The following is a 14,857-nucleotide window of genomic DNA, read 5'->3' as shown; positions in this document are numbered from 1 at the left end:
CTCCCCCGTCCGGTCCCGCCCGGCCCGGTCAGCGCTCCGGCTGGGTGATGGCCCGGGCCGCCGCGAGCTCCTGGTGGACGGGTGCCAGAACGCCCGACTCGTCGCCCTCCGGTTCGCCCTCGACGCGTACCGGGGTGGTGCTGCTGCGCACCCGGCCGGCCAGTTCGCGCAGCTGTCGCGCGATGGCCGCCACCTCCTCGGCCGCCGGGGGCGGGGCGCCGTGGTTGACGCGGACCCGGGCGGCGGTGGACGCGTCCACGATCCGCTCGACGGCGACCACCAGCGGCCACCACGCGGCGGCCCGGGTGCCGGTCGGCGGCGGCTCGGTCAGCGCCCGCTGGAACTCGCTGCGTACGCCCGACAGGTCGCGGTAGAGCCGCCGCCGGGCCTGGAGGCGGGCGGTCCGGGCCGCCGCGAGCGCCGCGTCGTCCGCGGCCGGCGCGAAGGCCCGTTCCACGTAGCGGGCGGCGTCGTCCACGGTCTCGGCGAGGCGGTCCCCGATCCGGGTGTGCCAGCTCTCGGGCCACAGCAGGTATCCGGCGATCAGGGTGATGGCGCAGCCGATCAGGCTGTCCAGCAGCCGGGGGCGGATCAGGTCGAAGCCCTGGTGGTTGAGCAGGTCCGAGAGCAGCAGGATCACAGGGGTGATCGCGGCGGTCTGGAAGGCGTATCCCTTGGCGGAGAAGACCGGGATCAGCGCGCCGAGCACCACCATCACCGGCACGTCCCACCAGCCGCGCGGTACCTCGGCGAGCACGGCGGCGGCGACGACCAGCCCGATCGCGGTGCCGAGGGCGCGCAGCAGGGCCCGGGAGAACACCGAGCCGAAGTCCGGTTTGAGGACGAAGGTGACGGTCAGGGCGATCCAGTAGGACCGTTCGAGCTCGACGACCGACACGAGCGACTGGGCGAGGCCGATGCACAGGGCGAGCCGCAGCCCGTAGCGCCAGGAGGCCTCGGACATCATCATGTCGCGCACGGCCCGCCGGGCGCGCACCTTCAGTGCGGCGGGCCGGCCGAGGCGGTCGTCGACGTTGTACGGGTCCGCCTCGGCGAGGTGCACGATCGTCGCGGCGTGGCGCAGCGCCGCGTCGACGGCCCGTTCGGCGGGGGTGCGGGCTTCGGGCAGGTCGAGTACGGGCGCTGCGGTGCGGCCCTCCTCGACGGCGGTCGCGAGCTCCCGTACGGCGGCGGGGATCTCGGGGGGCAGCGGCCGGCCGCGCAGGTGGGCGGCGGGTGCGGCCTCCACCAGCGGGATCACCACGTTGAGCTGGGCGAGCATGCGGACGAGCGACTGGCTGCGGCCGTGCACGCGGGCCCGGCGGCCCAGGATCAGGTCGTAGGCCTGGTCGAGTTCCTTGGTGACCCGGCGGCGCCGCTCGTCGTAGAGGTCGCCGGGGCCGCCGGCGGCTTCCAGGGCGTCCGCCAGGGCCCGGTAGGTGGCGGCGACTGCCGCCCGTTCGGGTCGGCGGCCGCGCAGCGGCCAGCCCAGCAGGGTCAGCGCGAGGACGAAGAGCCCGCCCGCGCCCAGCAGCAGCGGGGCGATCCACCAGGGCTGCGGCATCGGGAGCCCGGCGCCGACCACGGCGTTGAGCAGGAGCAGCAGTCCGGACACGGAGGCGACCGTGCCGATGGAGGAGATCATCCCGGAGACCAGGGCGATGAGGGTGAGCACGCCGACGGCCACCCAGCCGTGCCCGAAGACCAGGGTGCCCAGGGCCACGCCGACGGCACCGAAGAACTGCGGGACGGCGATGTTCAGGACGCGCATCCGGTAGGCGTCGGCGGTGTCGCCGATGACCCCGGACAGGGCGCCCATGGAGGCGAGCGCGCCGTATTCGGGCTCGTTCAGGGCGAAGCCGACGGCGAGCGGGACGGACAGCGCGACGCCCGCTCGTGCCGCTGCGGCCCAGGGGACGGGCGCGGTGGTCGGCTTCAGCCCCTCGAGCAGCCAGGCGGGCGGAGCCAGCGGATGGTGCCGGGCTCGCCGCGACGATATGTGTTCGGTGCGTTCGGTGCTCATTCCCGCTTCCGTGCGGCCGCTCGCGAATCGGTTCTTCTGGGCTCTTCTGCGCCGTTCTGCGCGTGTTGTACCTTCCGAGCTTATGGGGTGCGGCGCAGTCGTCCCATCACCCATGCGGCGAGAGCCGCCGCGAGCCCGATCAGCAGCACGACCCAGGCGGTGGTCCGCAGGAACGCGGTGAGGGCGTCGTACACCGCGCCGGCCGCGGCGCGGTCGATGTCGGCGGGCAGATCGTCGAGGGTGAGGCGGCGGCACACCTCCACCGTGAGCCACAGCAGTCCGGCCCCGACCGCCAGTCCCAGCCCGGTGGCGATGACGGCGCGGCGCCGTCGGACGGCGACCGCCACGGCCGACACGGCCAGGAGCAGGGTCAGTACGGGCAGCCAGACGCCGGCGATCTGGAGCATGCGGAATCCCTTCCGGAGGGCGCCGAGGTTGTCGTACTCCATGACCTCCACGGACAGCCGCGTCACCGGGATGCGGTCCGCGAAGGGCACCTGGTCGGCGACGAGTTCGCTCTTGATCTGCTCGACGACGGGCGCGAGGTCGATGGTGACGGCGTTGCCGCGGCCGGTGGTGAGCGCGTGGAGGAAGGCGGCATGGGCGGCGCGGTTGGCCGCTTCCCAGGCCGTGCGGTAGGCGGGGGTGTCGGCGAAGGAGTGCAGGGCCTCGCCGAGCAGGGCGTCGACCCCGGCCTGGAAGGGGCCCGCGTCGATCTGCCCGGTGAGGGCGCGGGCGGTGTGGGTGACGACGACCTCCTGCACGGCGGGGTTCTCGGCGAGGGGGGACATGGCCGCGGTGTAGCGGTCCGCGTCGCCCAGGTCGCGGTCGGCCCAGTACGCGACGGCGCTCGCGGGCACGAGGAGGGCCACGAGCACGATGAGTACCGCCGACAGGATGGTGCGCACGTCACCAGGGAAAACGCGGACGGTCCCGGGCGCGAGCGGTGTTGCTGCGGGCGGGTGGTGGGCCGCCGGACGGCGTGGGATCCTTGCCTTCCTGATTCTGGACATTTAATATCCAGATTATGAAGATGAGCGAGGGCGTCGAGTGGGCGCTGCACAGCTGCGTCAACCTGGCCTGGAGCGGACCGGACCGTGCGGTCTCGGCGGCGCGGCTCGCCGCCTGGCACGACCTGCCCGCGGCCTACCTCAACAAGCAGCTGCAGGCCCTGGCCCGGGCGGGCATCCTCAGCTCCAGCCCCGGCCCACGCGGCGGCTTCCGGCTCGCCCGCCCGCTCGCCGCCGTCTCGCTCATGGACGTGGTCGCCGCCGTCGAGGGGCCCGAGGAGGCCTTCCGGTGCGCGGAGATCCGCAGGCAGGGGCCCGGCGCGGGCGAACCGGCGGCCGACGGCGCGGCCGCCGCCGACTGCGCCATCGCGCACGCCATGACCCGGGCCGAACTGGCCTGGCGCAAGGCCCTGGCGGCCCAGAACCTCGACGAGATCCGGCAGCAGGCCGAACGGCAGGCCCCCGAGGCCCCGCGGCGGCTCCGCGCCTGGCTCGCCGCGCAGTAGCAGCAGGCACCGCACGTACGGACACGGACACAGGAAGCTCGGCATGACGCGCAGCATCATCAACCCGGCAGGACTCCCCACCCCGACCGGCTACGGCTACAGCCACATCGTCTCCGCCCCCGGCGAACAGGTCTTCATAGCCGGCCAGTACGGCTCCGACGAGAGCGGCCACGTCGTCTCCGACGACTTCGCCGACCAGGTGGAACGGGCCTTCGCCAACCTCCGCACCGCCCTCGCCGCGGCCGGCCTCGGCCCCGCCGACGTGGTCCGCATCGGCACCTACGTCGTCGGCCACGACCAGCGGAAGCGGGAGGTGCTCCTGAAGCACCTGCACGCCACCTGGGGCACCGAGCTCCCCGCGCAGACCCTCATCGGCGTCGCCGCCCTGGCCCTGCCCGGCATGCTCTTCGAGATCGACGCGGTGGCGGTGCGCACGCCCTGACCGCTGATCCACTTGCCGGTCGGAGGCGGCGGGTGTGCCCTGGAGGATGGGAGAGAGGAGCCCGTCATGGCACATGCGGCACCCGCTGCCCCCAGGCAGCACCGGCAGATGGCGGACATGACCCACCTGAGCAAGGGCGCCTACGTGAGGCCGCTGCTCCTCGGACTGGTCTACGGGGTCTGGTGCGCGTTCATCGAACGCCAGGAGGGCCCGGTCACCGCGGCCAACGTCTTCTACGGCATCCTCTGCGGCGTGATCTTCGCGGGGATCATGTTCGGCCTGGCCAGGGTCGGCCCCCGGATGATGCGCGAGCTCCACGCCGCCGCCTACGGAGCCTTCGGCGGCATCGCGGTGGGCTACCTGCACAGCCTCACCGACGAGTCCATCCTGAAGTCCGTGGTGATAGGCCTGGCGGTCGCCGTGGGCGTCGGCGCCACCGCCTTCTACCGCTACTACACGCACGAGGACTGAGCAGGACCGCCCGCCCGGCTCTTCGCAGGGGCGCCGGCCTCTCCCGCCCGTGGTCGAGGGTGGGGAGCCGGCGCCCCTCCATGTCCGCGCGCGGCCGCTACGCGGCCGAGTCGCCGGCCGCCGCCCTCGCACTGACCGTCCGGGAGGCCACGGCCGTCTGTGCGGCCGTGGCCTGCTGCGGTTCACTCTCGTCCTCGACGGACGGGGCCGGGGTCTTCGGCGGGGCGATCGGCTCGGCCTGGCGGACGGGCGGCGCGAAGCGGGAGACCTCGGCGCGGAGCATGGCGTTCAGTGCGGCGTACGGGTCGATGGGCATGGCGGAACCTCACGGTGCTCAGGGGGGTGTGGGGGATGCGCTGGGGACTCGGTCCGCTCAGCAGCGCAGCACCATGCTCCGCACCGTCCGCAGGGACAGGGCCGGTTCGGCCGCTCCCGTGCGGGGCCCGCGCCCCGGGGCATCGCTCTGTTTCACGTGAAACATCGCGAGCGGGGTCCGCTGCACGCAGACCGGCCCGCGCGCGGCCGACCGTACGGCTGCGCGTGCCTCGGGATCGGCTGCGGGATCGGACTGGCCCTCCGTGGGTTCGGCGGGCTCGCCGGGGGCCATGGGCTCCACGGGGGCCGAGGAAGCCGGGCGGTACTCCGCCGCGGCCGCACCGGCCGGACCGGCACCGAACACGCACAGCAGCACGACGCAGGCCGCGGTGAGCGCCCTCGTCAGTGCCGTGCGTGCGTGTCGCCTCCAGGTCATGCGAGGGGTGTGCCCCGCCACGCCGGAAGACTCCCGGACGGACCTCGAGAAGCCCCCGACCGGGGGACGAAGACACTCCCCTCGGCTGACAGCCCGCCAGAGGTCAACTGCTGCTGCGGTGTCCTGTCAGCCGAGCCAGCACGGCGGTCTCCCCGTCGATCACCCGCAGTTGGGCGCGGCCGGGCGGCTCCTCCCACTCGGAGGCCCTGCCGGGCGAGACCCGTACGACGGTGAACACGGCCGTACGGCGGTCCGTGCGCAGGATCTCGACGGTCCGGCCTCGGCGCAACTCCCCCAGTCGCAGCGCGGTTCCGGTGACCACGGCGGTTCCGGCGGCACCCGGCGCCGGCCCCGCGGAGTCCCAGGACGCCTCCTCGTCCTGGCCGCCGAACGGCACGTCGACGTCCGTGCTCGGGATGCGCAACCGCAGCGGCCGGGCGGCCCGCAGGGGCCCGGAAACCGTCCTCAGCGGCCCGGCGGCGACCCTGCGCGGCCGGGTCGCCTCCCCGGGACGGTTCTCGCCGGACTGCTCCAGCTCCCGCACGAGACGGCGGTGGCCGGACAGGCCCAGCGCCCGCGAGGGCAGTGCGTCGTCGGTGGTCGAGGCTGCGGGCGCGGCACCCTCGGTCCGCTGCAACACCACGACGGTGGTGGACAGCAGAGCCACCGTCAAAGATGCGACGACCCACTTGGCGCGGGGCATGGGATTCCCTCCTGTCCGGCTCGTGCGGCCGGGTCATGTGAGCAGTGGACACTTCCTCTGCCCATCGGCACACCGTGAAACACGAGGGACTGACATGGAGTCACGGGCGTGTCTTCGCACGATCGGGGAGTCTTCGCAGCTCGCACCGGTTCGGCGCACCGGCGGCCGGGGCCGGCGCGGATACGCCCGAACGGGTGAGGGGTCGGTGGCGCCCGGTGACCCCGGCCGGCCCGGTCACAGGACGACGGCCGCCGTGCCCGCCCCCATGAGCGCGGCGGCCAGGTGCATGGCCGGATGGCCGTAGTCGCCGTACCAGAGGTGGCGGGCCAGGCCGCCGAGCGCGGCCAGGGCGGCGATGATGCCGATCTGGCCGAACAGCGTCACGGCGCAGCAGGGGGCCAGGAGCAGCAGGAAGGAATTCAGCCAGAAGGGTGCGGCACCCGTCCAGCCCCGCCATTCCCTGATCGCCGTCGCCATGGACTATCGGCCTTTCATCGTCAACTCGTCGGCTGCACAGCCTCCTTGGGTGCGGGGACGGGCACAAGGGCCCGTTCGGCTAGAAAACCGAAGGCCAGGCCGAAAGTCGTCCACAGCGTGGTCTGGATGGCCAGGGACGCGAGGCGGAAGTCCCAGATCAGAGCGGCCGGGAAGCCGGCCGGGACCTCGTTGATGCCGGGCAGGGCGGCGTATGAGATTCCGATGAGTACGACGAAGGCCGCACCGGCGGTGACCGACGCGTTCCAGTTGCCGAGTTTCGGCGCGAGCCGCCGCCCGAGGATCACCGCGCCGGCGGCCAGCAGCGAGCTCAGGACGATCATCAGGAGGTAGAGGGCGGTCCGCCGGGCCGCCGTGTCGGGGTCGCCGACGGCCGGCGGGTTGGCGGGGTACTTGAAGAAGGGCACCAGGGTCACGGTGACGAACAGGCCCGCGGTGACCAGCGCCGCCGTCGCCCGCGGGCCGAAGCGGCCGATGCGGCCGAGCGCGAAGCAGTGGACGAGCGCGGCGATGCCGCCGAGCGCGACGCCGTAGAGCACGACGCCGGTGCCGAGACCGGCCGTGGCCTGGAGGGCCCGGCTGACCGGGGCCTCCCCGCCGTGGTCGTGTCCGGCCCCGGCGGCGGCCTCTTCGATGGCGATGGCCGCGTCCACCTTGGACTCACCGAGGAGGTACGCGACGAGGAAGGCGGCCACGCCGGCCAGCAGGCCGGCGAGCATGCCCCGGACGAGCAGGGTGCGGGGGGATGCGGAGTTCATGGTCGGTTCCCTTGCTGAGACGGATCCCGTGCCGAGGGGTGGTCGGTGGCAGGGGAAGCGGATCAGTGGCAGGGGAACCCGAGCAGGTGGCGGCCGTCGTGCAGCCACTCGTGGATGGTCTCGCCCTCGAAGACGGCGGTGGCGCCCTGCTCGGCGCCGACGAAGTAGAGCAGGACCAGCATCAGGACGCCGACGAACACCGCCCAGGGGGCGAGTGCGGAGAGCGAGATGGGGGCGATGGCGGGGGCGTTCGTCGTGGGCACGGCGGAGTTGGCCATTGCAGAACCTCCAGAGGGAACACGCGTCCCGGTCAGTGGTGCGCTCGACGACGGTGGCGGGTCTGACTTGCCTCCCCCTCCGGGAGGATTCACAGTGGCGCGACCGTGCCGGATTCTCACCGGTGCTTCCGTCGTACCGTCGTCGTGGACTTGTCTCGTTCGTGACGGTACCGCGCTTACGCTCCCCTTATGAAGAGTCAGTCGGTGCGTGTTCACCTCGTGCGCCCCCCATTGGACGCAGCGGCCCGACAGGGCCGTTTCGGTCACGCACGACCCTGTCCCGGCTACGAGGGCCTGCGCGGTCAGAACACCGGGGAGTGGGCCGGACGCACCCTGGACGAGGTGGCGGCCCAGGCCCCGGAGGCCCTGCACGCCTGGCTGACGGACCCCGGGTACGCACCCCCGGGCGGGGAGTCCGTGGACGCGCTGATTGCCCGCGTCGGGGCGGAGCTGGCCGCACTGGCCCCGGGCACGCACCGGGCCCAGGTCGACCAGGCCGTCGTACGGGCGGCCGTGGTCCACGCCCTGGAACTCCCGGCGGCGGCCTTCTGGCGGCTCGACGTGCGGCCGGAGTGGGTCACCACCCTGACCGGACGGGCCGGGCGCTGGAACCTCCTCGTGGGCCGGCCGCAGGACGAACTGCCCGGGACGTAGCGGGGCCGGGCCCGGACCCCGCGACGCGGTCCGGGCCCGGCCCGCGACGGGCGCGGGCGGGCTACGCCACGATCCAGTCGGACGTCGCGATCACCGGCTGCACGCCGTCACGGTGGACGGTGCCCTCGATCAGGCCGTACATGCGGTCCGCCGCGAAGTAGACCTCGTTGTCGTTCTTGAGGCCGAAGGGCTCCAGGTCGACGAGGAAGTGGTGCTTGTTGGGGAGGTTGAGCCGCACCTCGTTGACCCTGGGGCAGTTGTCGAGCACCCGCTCGGCCATCTGGTTCAGGGTCTGCTGCAGCGAGTACGAGTACGTCTCCGCGAAGGCCTCCAGCATGTTCTTGCGGACCTTCTTGTACGACTGGTCCCAGTCGTGACCGGGGTCGTCGGCGGCCAGCGCCGAGTGCGCCCAGCGCGCGGTGACCTTGGTCGCCAGGATGCGGTCGTACGCCTCCTTGAGCGTCGTGTACTTGTCCTTGATGTAGCCGTGGAACTCGGAGTTCGTCGAGTTCATCACCGTCAGGTCCTTCAGGCCCGAGATGACCTGCAGGCCCGTCGTCTCGCTGTAGGTGATCTGCGCGGTGCGCACCTCCTGGCCCTTGAGGGCGAAGGAGTGCTGCTCCTTGCGCGTGGGGACCGGGATGCGCTCCCAGGCGAATTCCTCGATGCGGATCTGGGCCTCGCGGATCGGCGCCTGCGAGGAGACGAAGTGCTTGGCGAGCAGGATGCCGAAGGCCTCCGGCGACTCGATGCCGTGCTCCTTGCCGAAGGCGTACACCGTGTTCTTGGTGGTGTCGGTCGGCAGGCAGTTGGCGTTGTCGCCGGTGAGGTGGACGTCGCGGAACTCACCGCGGAGCGCGACCGAGACGTTGAGGTCGCGGATCTCGTGCCAGGAACCGTCGTTGCCCTTGCGGGTCACCTTCACGATGCGGTTCTCGGCCTTGCCGTACTGGTTCTGGGCCAGGACGTGCTTGCTCATGCTGTCTTCCTTCGGGTACTCGGGAACACGGAGTCCGTACTTCTGGATCCCGTACGCCCGGCGTCCAGCGGTCATCCCGCTCCCCGCCGTTCGGCCCCGAGGGGGCCGCCCCGGGACTGACGTGCATCCCGGTCCGTAGGTGCTTGGCCTGATTCGACGTAGGTGGCCTGCACGGATTGCAGCATGTGTACGGCGGCTTAACCACCGCACGGATCCTCCGAACACCGGCACCAGCGGATTGGGCGACCCCACAGATTCGCAGGTCAGACAGTGTGCGCGTCGGCCACCGTCAGGGCCTCGTCCAGGATCTGCAGCCCCTTCGCCACATCCTGCGGCGAGATGTTGCAGGCCGGCGCGACGTGGATCCGGTTGCCCGCGATCAGCGGCCAGAGCCCGCCCTTCTTGCACGCCGCCCCGAACTCCGCCATCGGCGCGTTGTCCGCCCCGGCCGCGTTGTACGGGACCAGCGGCTCGCGCGTCTCCTTGCTGCGGACGAGTTCGAGGGCCCAGAACGTGCCGAGGCCGCGTACCTCGCCGACCGAGGGGTGGCGCTCGGCGAGCGCGCGCAGGCCGGGGCCGAGGAGTTCGGAGCCGGTGCGCGCGGACTGCTCGACGACGCCCTCCTCCTCCATCACCCCGATCGTGGCGACGGCGGCCGCGCAGGCGAGCACGTGCCCGGAGTACGTCAGCCCGCCCGGGTAGGGCCGACGGGCGAAGGTCTCGGCGATGGCCGCCGAGATGGCTACCCCGCCCAGCGGTACGTAGCCGCTGGTCACGCCCTTGGCGAAGCAGATCAGGTCGGGGGTGACGTCCCAGTGCTCGGAGGCGAACCACCTGCCGGTGCGCCCGAAGCCGACCATGATCTCGTCGAGGATGAAGACGATGCCGTAGCGGTCGCAGAGCGCCCGCACCCCGGGCAGGTAGCCGTCGGGGTGCACGAGCACGCCGGGGGCGCCGCCGACGGTCTCCAGGATGATCGCGGCGATGGACTGCGGGCCCTCGAAGACGATGGTGTCCTCCAGGTGGCGCAGGGCCCGCTCGCACTCCTCGGCCTCCGTCGTCGAGTAGAAGGGCGAGCGGTAGGCGAAGGGCCCCCAGAAGTGCACGACGCCGGCGGTCGCGGAGTCGTTGCCGAAGCGGCGGGCGTCACCGGTCAGGTTGATCGCGGTGGAGGTGGCGCCGTGGTACGAGCGGTACGCGGACAGCACCTTCGGCCGCCCGGTGTGCAGCCGGGCCATGCGGACGGCGTTCTCCACGGCCTCGGCCCCGGCGTTGGTGAAGAAGATCTTGTCTAGGTCGCCCGGGGTGCGCTCGGCGATCAGCCGGGCCGCCTCGGAGCGCACGTCGACGGCGAAGCCGGGCGCGACGGTGCAGAGCTTGGCCGCCTGCTCCTGGACGGCCGCGGTGACCTTGGGGTGCTGGTAGCCGATGTTCGTGTAGACCAGGGCGCTCGAGAAGTCGAGGTAGCGGTTGCCCTGGTAGTCCCAGAAGTACGACCCCTCGGCGCCGGCGACGGCGAGCGGGTCGATGAGCTCCTGCGCCGACCAGGAGTGGAAGACGTGCTTCCGGTCAGCGTCTTTCACGGTCGTGAGGGCGTCGGCTTCTGCGTTCATGAAACGAGAGTAGTCGTCCAGGATGTGGACACGGTGTGGGCCGCCCCGCGCCTCCCGCGGCAGGCTCGGGCCCCGCGCCCATGTGCCGGAACCGGAGCCCGCGGCCGGGGGATCAGGCGACCAGGACGCCTCGCGCGAGCTCCCGGACGGCCTCCGGGGCTGACCCGGAGGGGTCCCCGTGCCCCGGGTGCTCCTCGTGCTCCGCGTATGCGTCGCCGAGGGCGGCGCGCGCCGCGCCCTCCACCCGGGCGGCGTCCGCCCGGGAGTGGTCGGGGCCGCCCCGCACGGCCAGGGCCGCCGCCAGCAGCCGCGCCGCCTTCCGGGGCCGGTCCAGCCGCAGCGCCTGGTCCGCGACGCCGACCAGCACCTGGGCGAGGGTGGGCGCGTGCCCGGCGGCCAGCGCCAGGTCGAGCGCCTCGGCCCGGTGTGCACGCGCGGCCGCCGGCCCGCCCTCTGCCGCGTCCAGGTACCCGAGCGAGTCGAGGACCACCGCCCGGAAGACCGGGTGCACGGCGACCTCGCGGATCGCCTCCCGGGCCCGTGCCAGTTCCGCCCGGGCCAGGTCCGGCTCGCCGTTCCAGCGCGCCAGGTCGGCCCTGCCGTGCGCCACCATGGCCAGCGCCTCCGGCCAGCCGGCCGCCGCCGCGGCCCGCTGCGCCCGCGCCATCGTCGCGGCGCCGCCCGCCGGGTCCCCGGCCAGCAGGCGCAGCTGGGCCTGCCGCACCCAGGCGTACAGCCGGTCCTCGACGACCCCGAGCTCGCCGAGGACCGCGACGGCCTCCTCGTAGTGGCCGATCGCCGCGGCGTGGTCGCCGCGCCGGGCCACCAGGTCGGCCAGCAGTGTCAGCGCGAAGGAGGTCCCCCAGCGTTCCCCGAGCCCGCGGAAGCCCGCCAGGGCGGCCGCGATCGCGGCTTCCGCCCGCTCGGGGCGGCCGCCGGTCCCGAGCAGGGTCTTGGCCCCCTCCAGCAGGCCCTGTGCCCGTACCCAGGGGTCCTCGTCGGCCTGGGCGCCCTCCCACGCGTCCGCCGGCGGGGCCTCGCCCGCGGCGGCACTGCGCAGGATCCGGTCCAGCGGGTCCAGGAAGCGGACCAGCGGATGCCGGCTCCCCGTCCGCCCGGCGAGCAGCACCCCCTCGCGCAGCAGCTCGGCGGTCTGCCGGTCGTCGCCCAGTCCGGCCGTCGCGAAGAGCACGGCCAGCGCGCACGCGACGGCGCGGGACTCCTCGTACCGGCCCTCCGCGCCCTCGGGGTCGGCAGTGTCGGAGCCGACGCGGCCGGGGTCCGCGGGGTCGGGGCCGTCCCCCGTCCGGTCCGGCAGTGCCAGCGCCTGCGCCGCCAGCTGGGCGCCGTCCGCCTTGTGCCCGCTCAGCCACCAGTACCACCCGGCCGCCGCCACCAGCCGTACGGCGGCCCGCGCCTCGCCCGCCGCGATGGCGCCGCGCAGCGCCGCGGACAGGTTGTCGTGCTCCGCGGTGAGCCGCGCGAGCCATTGCAGCTGCTCGGACCGGCGCAGGTACGGGTCCGCGGCCAGGGCCAGTTCGGTGAAGTACGCGGCGTGCGCGCGGCGGACGACCTCTTCCTCGCCGGCCTCCGCGAGCTTGTCCAGGCCGTACGCCCGGATCGTCTCCAGCATCCGGTAGCGCCCGTCGCCGTCGGTCACCAGCAGGGACTTGTCGGCCAGCGACGTGACGAGGTCGAGCACGTCGTACGCCTCGACGGGGCCGCCCGCGCACACCCCCTCGGCCGCCTCCACGGTGGCGCCGCCGGGGAAGGCGGCGAGCCGCCGCAGCAGCGCCCGCTCCGGCCCGGTCAGCAGCTCCCAGCTCCAGTCGACCACCGCCCGCAGCGTGCGGTGCTGGCGCGGAGCCGACCGGGCGCCGCTCGTCAGCAGCCGGAACCGGTCGTCGAGCCGGGCCGCGAGCTGCTCGGCGCTCATCGTGCGCAGCCGGGCCGCGGCCAGCTCGATGGCCAGCGGCATCCCGTCCAGGGCCCGGCAGATCCGGGTGACCGCCGCGGCCGTCTCCTCGGTGACGGCGAAGCCAGAACGCGCCGCGGCCGCTCGGTCGTTCAGCAGCCGGACCGCGGCGTAGGACATGGCCTGCGCCGCGTCGGCGTCGCGGGGCGGCAGGGCGAGCGGGTGGACCGGCCACAGCGCCTCGCCGGTCAGGCCGAGCGGCTCCCGGCTGGTGGCGAGGATCCGCAGTCCGGGGCACTCGCCGAGCAGCCGGTCGGCCAGGGACGCGGCGGCCTCGATCAGGTGCTCGCAGTTGTCCAGCACGAGCAGGGCCGTACGGGTGCGCAGCGCGGCGGCGAGCCGGTCCAGCGGGTCGCCCGCCGCCGCCCCGTGCTCGCGCAGGGCGAGCGCGTTCAGGACGGCCGGCGCCACGTCGGCCTCCGCGCCCAGCGGCGCGAGCTCGACCAGCCAGACGCCGTCGGGAAACCGGTCCAGGAGCGGGCGGGCGCTCTGCACGGCCAGCCGGGTCTTGCCGGCGCCGCCCGGGCCGGTGAGCGTCGTGAGCCGGAACGCGCCTATGAGGGAAGCGACGTGGGCGAGGTCGTCGTCGCGGCCGACGAAACTGGCCAGTCCGGAGCGCAGATTGGTGAGGGGGACCGGTGCCGCCTGCGCCGACTGCACCGCCGGCGAAGGGGATTCGGCTGCGGCTGCCGGCGCCGGTGCGGCGTCCGCGGGGACCTCTCCGCGCAGGACGGCCGTGTGCAGGGCGGACAGCTCCGGCGAGGGATCGGCGCCGAGCTCCTCGGCGAGGGCCTCGCGTGCGGCCGCGTACGCGGTGAGCGCCTCGGCGGGCCGCCCGGCCGCGACGAGCGCCCGCATCAGGGCGCCGACGAGCCGTTCGCGCAAGGGGTGTTCGGCGACGAGGGCGGTCAGCTCGGCGGTCAGCTCCCGGCCGCGCCCCACGCGCAGGTCCGCCTCGATGCGGTCCTCCAGGACCGCCGCCCGCAGTTCCGACAGCCGGGCCACCGGCGCCCGGAAGAAGTCGGAGCCCGCGACGTCGAGCAGGGCGGGGCCGCGCCACAGCTCCAGGGCCTCGCGCAGCACCCGGGCGGCGGCCTCCGGGTCCCGGGCCAGCGCCGCGCGGCCCTCGGAGGCGAGCCGCTCGAAGCGGACGACGTCCACCGCGTCGGGCTCGACGGCGAGGCGGTACCCGGCCGGATGGGACTCGACGACGGCACCGGGCAGGGCCCGGCGCAGCCGGGACACCAGCGCCTGCAGGGCGTTCGCGGCGCCCGCCGGCGGTTCCTCCGCCCAGATCCCGTCGACCAGCAGATCGGAGGCGACCACGCGCCCCGGTTCGAGCGCCAGCAGAATCAGCAGTGCCCGCAGTCGTGTTCCCCCGACTCCGACGCCGCTTCCGTCCTCGCCCCGTACGTCCAGGGCCCCCAGCATCGAGATCCGCATGCGGACATTGTGCGATGCGGGCGGTGGACGGGGCGGCGGCTATTTGTCGGAGTAGCTGAAGTCCCCGACGGTCCAGGCGCTGACGTCGCCCAGGGCGATCCGGTACATCCCGCCGGTCTCGGGGATGCCCACCGGACCCTGGAGGATGCGCGCCACGTGGAAGTGCAGGTGCGAGGGCGGGTCGGCGGGATGTCCGGCGGTGGTTCCGGCGGAGCTGAACACCTCGGCGAACGGGCCCAGCTGGTCGGAGTCCCGCAGGACCTCCGCCACCCGCTGGCGCCAGACGCGTTCGGGGGCGAGGCGGCCGGTGATGACGGCGCCGTTCACGACGACCGTCAGGGACATCTGATTGGTCTGCTCCGACTCGACCATGGCGGCGATGTCACGGAGCAGGTCGTCAGGGATCGACATGGGCAGGGACTCTAGCAAGCGGGCCCGCGGCCCGCACGCAGAGGTGCGGGCCGCGGGCCCGTTCGCTTTCGCGTCGACGCGGGCGCCGGCGTAGAGGCCGGCGCCGACGTCAGTCTCAGGCGGGAACGATGTTCTCGGCCTGCGGGCCCTTCTGGCCCTGCGTGACGTCGAAGGTGACCTTCTGGCCTTCCTGGAGCTCACGGAAGCCGGAAGTGGCGATGTTCGAGTAGTGGGCGAAGACGTCCGCGCCGCCACCCTCCTGCTCGATGAAACCGAAACCCTTTTCCGCGTTGAACCACTTCACGGTGCCGGATGCCATGCGCGTTCTCCTTTGGGGCAGTGCCC

Annotated in this window: 17 protein-coding genes; 4 read left to right on the top strand and 13 right to left on the bottom strand. The window is 73.7% G+C overall.

Annotated elements, in window-relative coordinates:
- Window positions 1-28 precede the first annotated feature (28 nt).
- Together OHA91_RS18605 and OHA91_RS18600 are read right to left on the bottom strand one after the other, a co-directional pair.
- On the bottom strand, window positions 29-2,023 hold the full coding sequence (locus tag OHA91_RS18605; RefSeq protein ID WP_078959523.1) for an FUSC family protein: 1,995 nt from the start codon (window positions 2,021-2,023) through the stop codon (window positions 29-31).
- An 80-nt stretch (window positions 2,024-2,103) separates the two neighbouring features.
- A complete protein-coding gene (locus OHA91_RS18600) occupies window positions 2,104-2,931 on the bottom strand; it encodes a hypothetical protein (protein ID WP_031155781.1) in 828 nt (275 codons plus the stop codon).
- 125 nt (window positions 2,932-3,056) lie between these two features.
- On the opposite strand from OHA91_RS18600, the gene OHA91_RS18595 reads away from it, so the two are divergent.
- From OHA91_RS18595 to OHA91_RS18585, 3 genes are all read left to right on the top strand, one after another.
- Window positions 3,057-3,539, top strand: coding sequence for an RrF2 family transcriptional regulator (locus OHA91_RS18595; RefSeq protein ID WP_328741147.1), 483 nt, complete (start codon window positions 3,057-3,059; stop codon window positions 3,537-3,539).
- Between the two features lie 43 nt (window positions 3,540-3,582).
- On the top strand, window positions 3,583-3,981 hold the full coding sequence (locus tag OHA91_RS18590) for a RidA family protein (RefSeq protein ID WP_328739644.1): 399 nt from the start codon (window positions 3,583-3,585) through the stop codon (window positions 3,979-3,981).
- Window positions 3,982-4,047: 66 nt separating this feature from the next.
- Entirely contained in the window at window positions 4,048-4,452 is a 405-nt protein-coding gene (locus tag OHA91_RS18585; RefSeq protein ID WP_031155774.1) for a hypothetical protein, read from the top strand.
- Between the two features lie 97 nt (window positions 4,453-4,549).
- Here the strand turns inward: OHA91_RS18585 and OHA91_RS18580 are convergent, their stop codons facing one another.
- From OHA91_RS18580 to OHA91_RS18555, 6 genes are all read right to left on the bottom strand, one after another.
- Window positions 4,550-4,768 (bottom strand): hypothetical protein, encoded by a 219-nt coding sequence (locus tag OHA91_RS18580; RefSeq protein WP_031155772.1) that lies wholly within the window; start codon window positions 4,766-4,768, stop codon window positions 4,550-4,552.
- 57 nt (window positions 4,769-4,825) lie between these two features.
- The gene (locus OHA91_RS18575; protein ID WP_031155770.1) at window positions 4,826-5,203 is read right to left on the bottom strand and encodes a hypothetical protein; all 378 of its coding nucleotides are present in this window, start codon (window positions 5,201-5,203) and stop codon (window positions 4,826-4,828) included.
- A 103-nt stretch (window positions 5,204-5,306) separates the two neighbouring features.
- On the bottom strand, window positions 5,307-5,906 hold the full coding sequence (locus OHA91_RS18570) for a class F sortase (RefSeq protein WP_328739643.1): 600 nt from the start codon (window positions 5,904-5,906) through the stop codon (window positions 5,307-5,309).
- 234 nt (window positions 5,907-6,140) lie between these two features.
- Window positions 6,141-6,383 carry a hypothetical protein gene (locus OHA91_RS18565; protein ID WP_030838987.1) on the bottom strand — a complete coding sequence of 81 codons (243 nt, stop codon included), beginning with the start codon at window positions 6,381-6,383 and terminating at the stop codon, window positions 6,141-6,143.
- A 20-nt stretch (window positions 6,384-6,403) separates the two neighbouring features.
- Entirely contained in the window at window positions 6,404-7,159 is a 756-nt protein-coding gene (locus OHA91_RS18560; RefSeq protein WP_328739642.1) for a CbtA family protein, read from the bottom strand.
- 62 nt (window positions 7,160-7,221) lie between these two features.
- Complete coding sequence (locus OHA91_RS18555; protein ID WP_031156410.1) at window positions 7,222-7,437, bottom strand: CbtB domain-containing protein; 216 nt, start codon at window positions 7,435-7,437, stop codon at window positions 7,222-7,224.
- Between the two features lie 189 nt (window positions 7,438-7,626).
- Here OHA91_RS18555 and OHA91_RS18550 point away from each other — a divergent pair, with 189 nt between their 5' ends.
- Window positions 7,627-8,091: a histidine phosphatase family protein gene (locus tag OHA91_RS18550; RefSeq protein WP_328739641.1), complete on the top strand. Its 465-nt coding sequence runs from the start codon at window positions 7,627-7,629 to the stop codon at window positions 8,089-8,091.
- Between the two features lie 61 nt (window positions 8,092-8,152).
- On the opposite strand, the gene pucL is transcribed toward OHA91_RS18550, so the two are convergent.
- The 5 genes from pucL to OHA91_RS18525 all read right to left on the bottom strand — a co-directional run bounded on the left by pucL (window position 8,153) and on the right by OHA91_RS18525 (window position 14,831).
- Window positions 8,153-9,070 carry a factor-independent urate hydroxylase gene (gene pucL / locus OHA91_RS18545; protein ID WP_031155760.1) on the bottom strand — a complete coding sequence of 306 codons (918 nt, stop codon included), beginning with the start codon at window positions 9,068-9,070 and terminating at the stop codon, window positions 8,153-8,155.
- Window positions 9,071-9,333: 263 nt separating this feature from the next.
- Window positions 9,334-10,683 carry an aspartate aminotransferase family protein gene (locus OHA91_RS18540; RefSeq protein ID WP_328739640.1) on the bottom strand — a complete coding sequence of 450 codons (1,350 nt, stop codon included), beginning with the start codon at window positions 10,681-10,683 and terminating at the stop codon, window positions 9,334-9,336.
- A gap of 112 nt (window positions 10,684-10,795) precedes the next feature.
- Window positions 10,796-14,101 carry a BTAD domain-containing putative transcriptional regulator gene (locus OHA91_RS18535; protein WP_328739639.1) on the bottom strand — a complete coding sequence of 1,102 codons (3,306 nt, stop codon included), beginning with the start codon at window positions 14,099-14,101 and terminating at the stop codon, window positions 10,796-10,798.
- A gap of 39 nt (window positions 14,102-14,140) precedes the next feature.
- The gene (locus OHA91_RS18530; protein ID WP_031155755.1) at window positions 14,141-14,512 is read right to left on the bottom strand and encodes a hypothetical protein; all 372 of its coding nucleotides are present in this window, start codon (window positions 14,510-14,512) and stop codon (window positions 14,141-14,143) included.
- 115 nt (window positions 14,513-14,627) lie between these two features.
- On the bottom strand, window positions 14,628-14,831 hold the full coding sequence (locus OHA91_RS18525) for a cold-shock protein (protein ID WP_030030412.1): 204 nt from the start codon (window positions 14,829-14,831) through the stop codon (window positions 14,628-14,630).
- Between the last annotated feature and the right edge of the window lie 26 nt (window positions 14,832-14,857).

The organism is Streptomyces erythrochromogenes, from assembly GCF_036170895.1.
Lineage (GTDB): Bacteria > Actinomycetota > Actinomycetes > Streptomycetales > Streptomycetaceae > Streptomyces > Streptomyces erythrochromogenes.
Note: the sequence above shows the minus strand (reverse complement) of the source record. Positions and strands in the feature narration are given on the sequence as shown.

Coding starts and splice junctions, on each gene's coding strand:
- OHA91_RS18605 (WP_078959523.1), bottom strand. CDS start 2,023: ATGAGCACCGAACGCACCGAACACATATCGTCGCGGCGAGCCCGGCAC.
- OHA91_RS18585 (WP_031155774.1), top strand. CDS start 4,048: ATGGCACATGCGGCACCCGCTGCCCCCAGGCAGCACCGGCAGATGGCG.
- OHA91_RS18560 (WP_328739642.1), bottom strand. CDS start 7,159: ATGAACTCCGCATCCCCCCGCACCCTGCTCGTCCGGGGCATGCTCGCC.
- OHA91_RS18525 (WP_030030412.1), bottom strand. CDS start 14,831: ATGGCATCCGGCACCGTGAAGTGGTTCAACGCGGAAAAGGGTTTCGGT.
- OHA91_RS18575 (WP_031155770.1), bottom strand. CDS start 5,203: ATGACCTGGAGGCGACACGCACGCACGGCACTGACGAGGGCGCTCACC.
- OHA91_RS18530 (WP_031155755.1), bottom strand. CDS start 14,512: ATGTCGATCCCTGACGACCTGCTCCGTGACATCGCCGCCATGGTCGAG.
- OHA91_RS18595 (WP_328741147.1), top strand. CDS start 3,057: ATGAGCGAGGGCGTCGAGTGGGCGCTGCACAGCTGCGTCAACCTGGCC.
- OHA91_RS18570 (WP_328739643.1), bottom strand. CDS start 5,906: ATGCCCCGCGCCAAGTGGGTCGTCGCATCTTTGACGGTGGCTCTGCTG.
- OHA91_RS18565 (WP_030838987.1), bottom strand. CDS start 6,383: ATGGCGACGGCGATCAGGGAATGGCGGGGCTGGACGGGTGCCGCACCC.
- OHA91_RS18540 (WP_328739640.1), bottom strand. CDS start 10,683: ATGAACGCAGAAGCCGACGCCCTCACGACCGTGAAAGACGCTGACCGG.
- pucL (WP_031155760.1), bottom strand. CDS start 9,070: ATGAGCAAGCACGTCCTGGCCCAGAACCAGTACGGCAAGGCCGAGAAC.
- OHA91_RS18550 (WP_328739641.1), top strand. CDS start 7,627: ATGAAGAGTCAGTCGGTGCGTGTTCACCTCGTGCGCCCCCCATTGGAC.
- OHA91_RS18555 (WP_031156410.1), bottom strand. CDS start 7,437: ATGGCCAACTCCGCCGTGCCCACGACGAACGCCCCCGCCATCGCCCCC.
- OHA91_RS18580 (WP_031155772.1), bottom strand. CDS start 4,768: ATGCCCATCGACCCGTACGCCGCACTGAACGCCATGCTCCGCGCCGAG.
- OHA91_RS18535 (WP_328739639.1), bottom strand. CDS start 14,101: ATGCGGATCTCGATGCTGGGGGCCCTGGACGTACGGGGCGAGGACGGA.
- OHA91_RS18590 (WP_328739644.1), top strand. CDS start 3,583: ATGACGCGCAGCATCATCAACCCGGCAGGACTCCCCACCCCGACCGGC.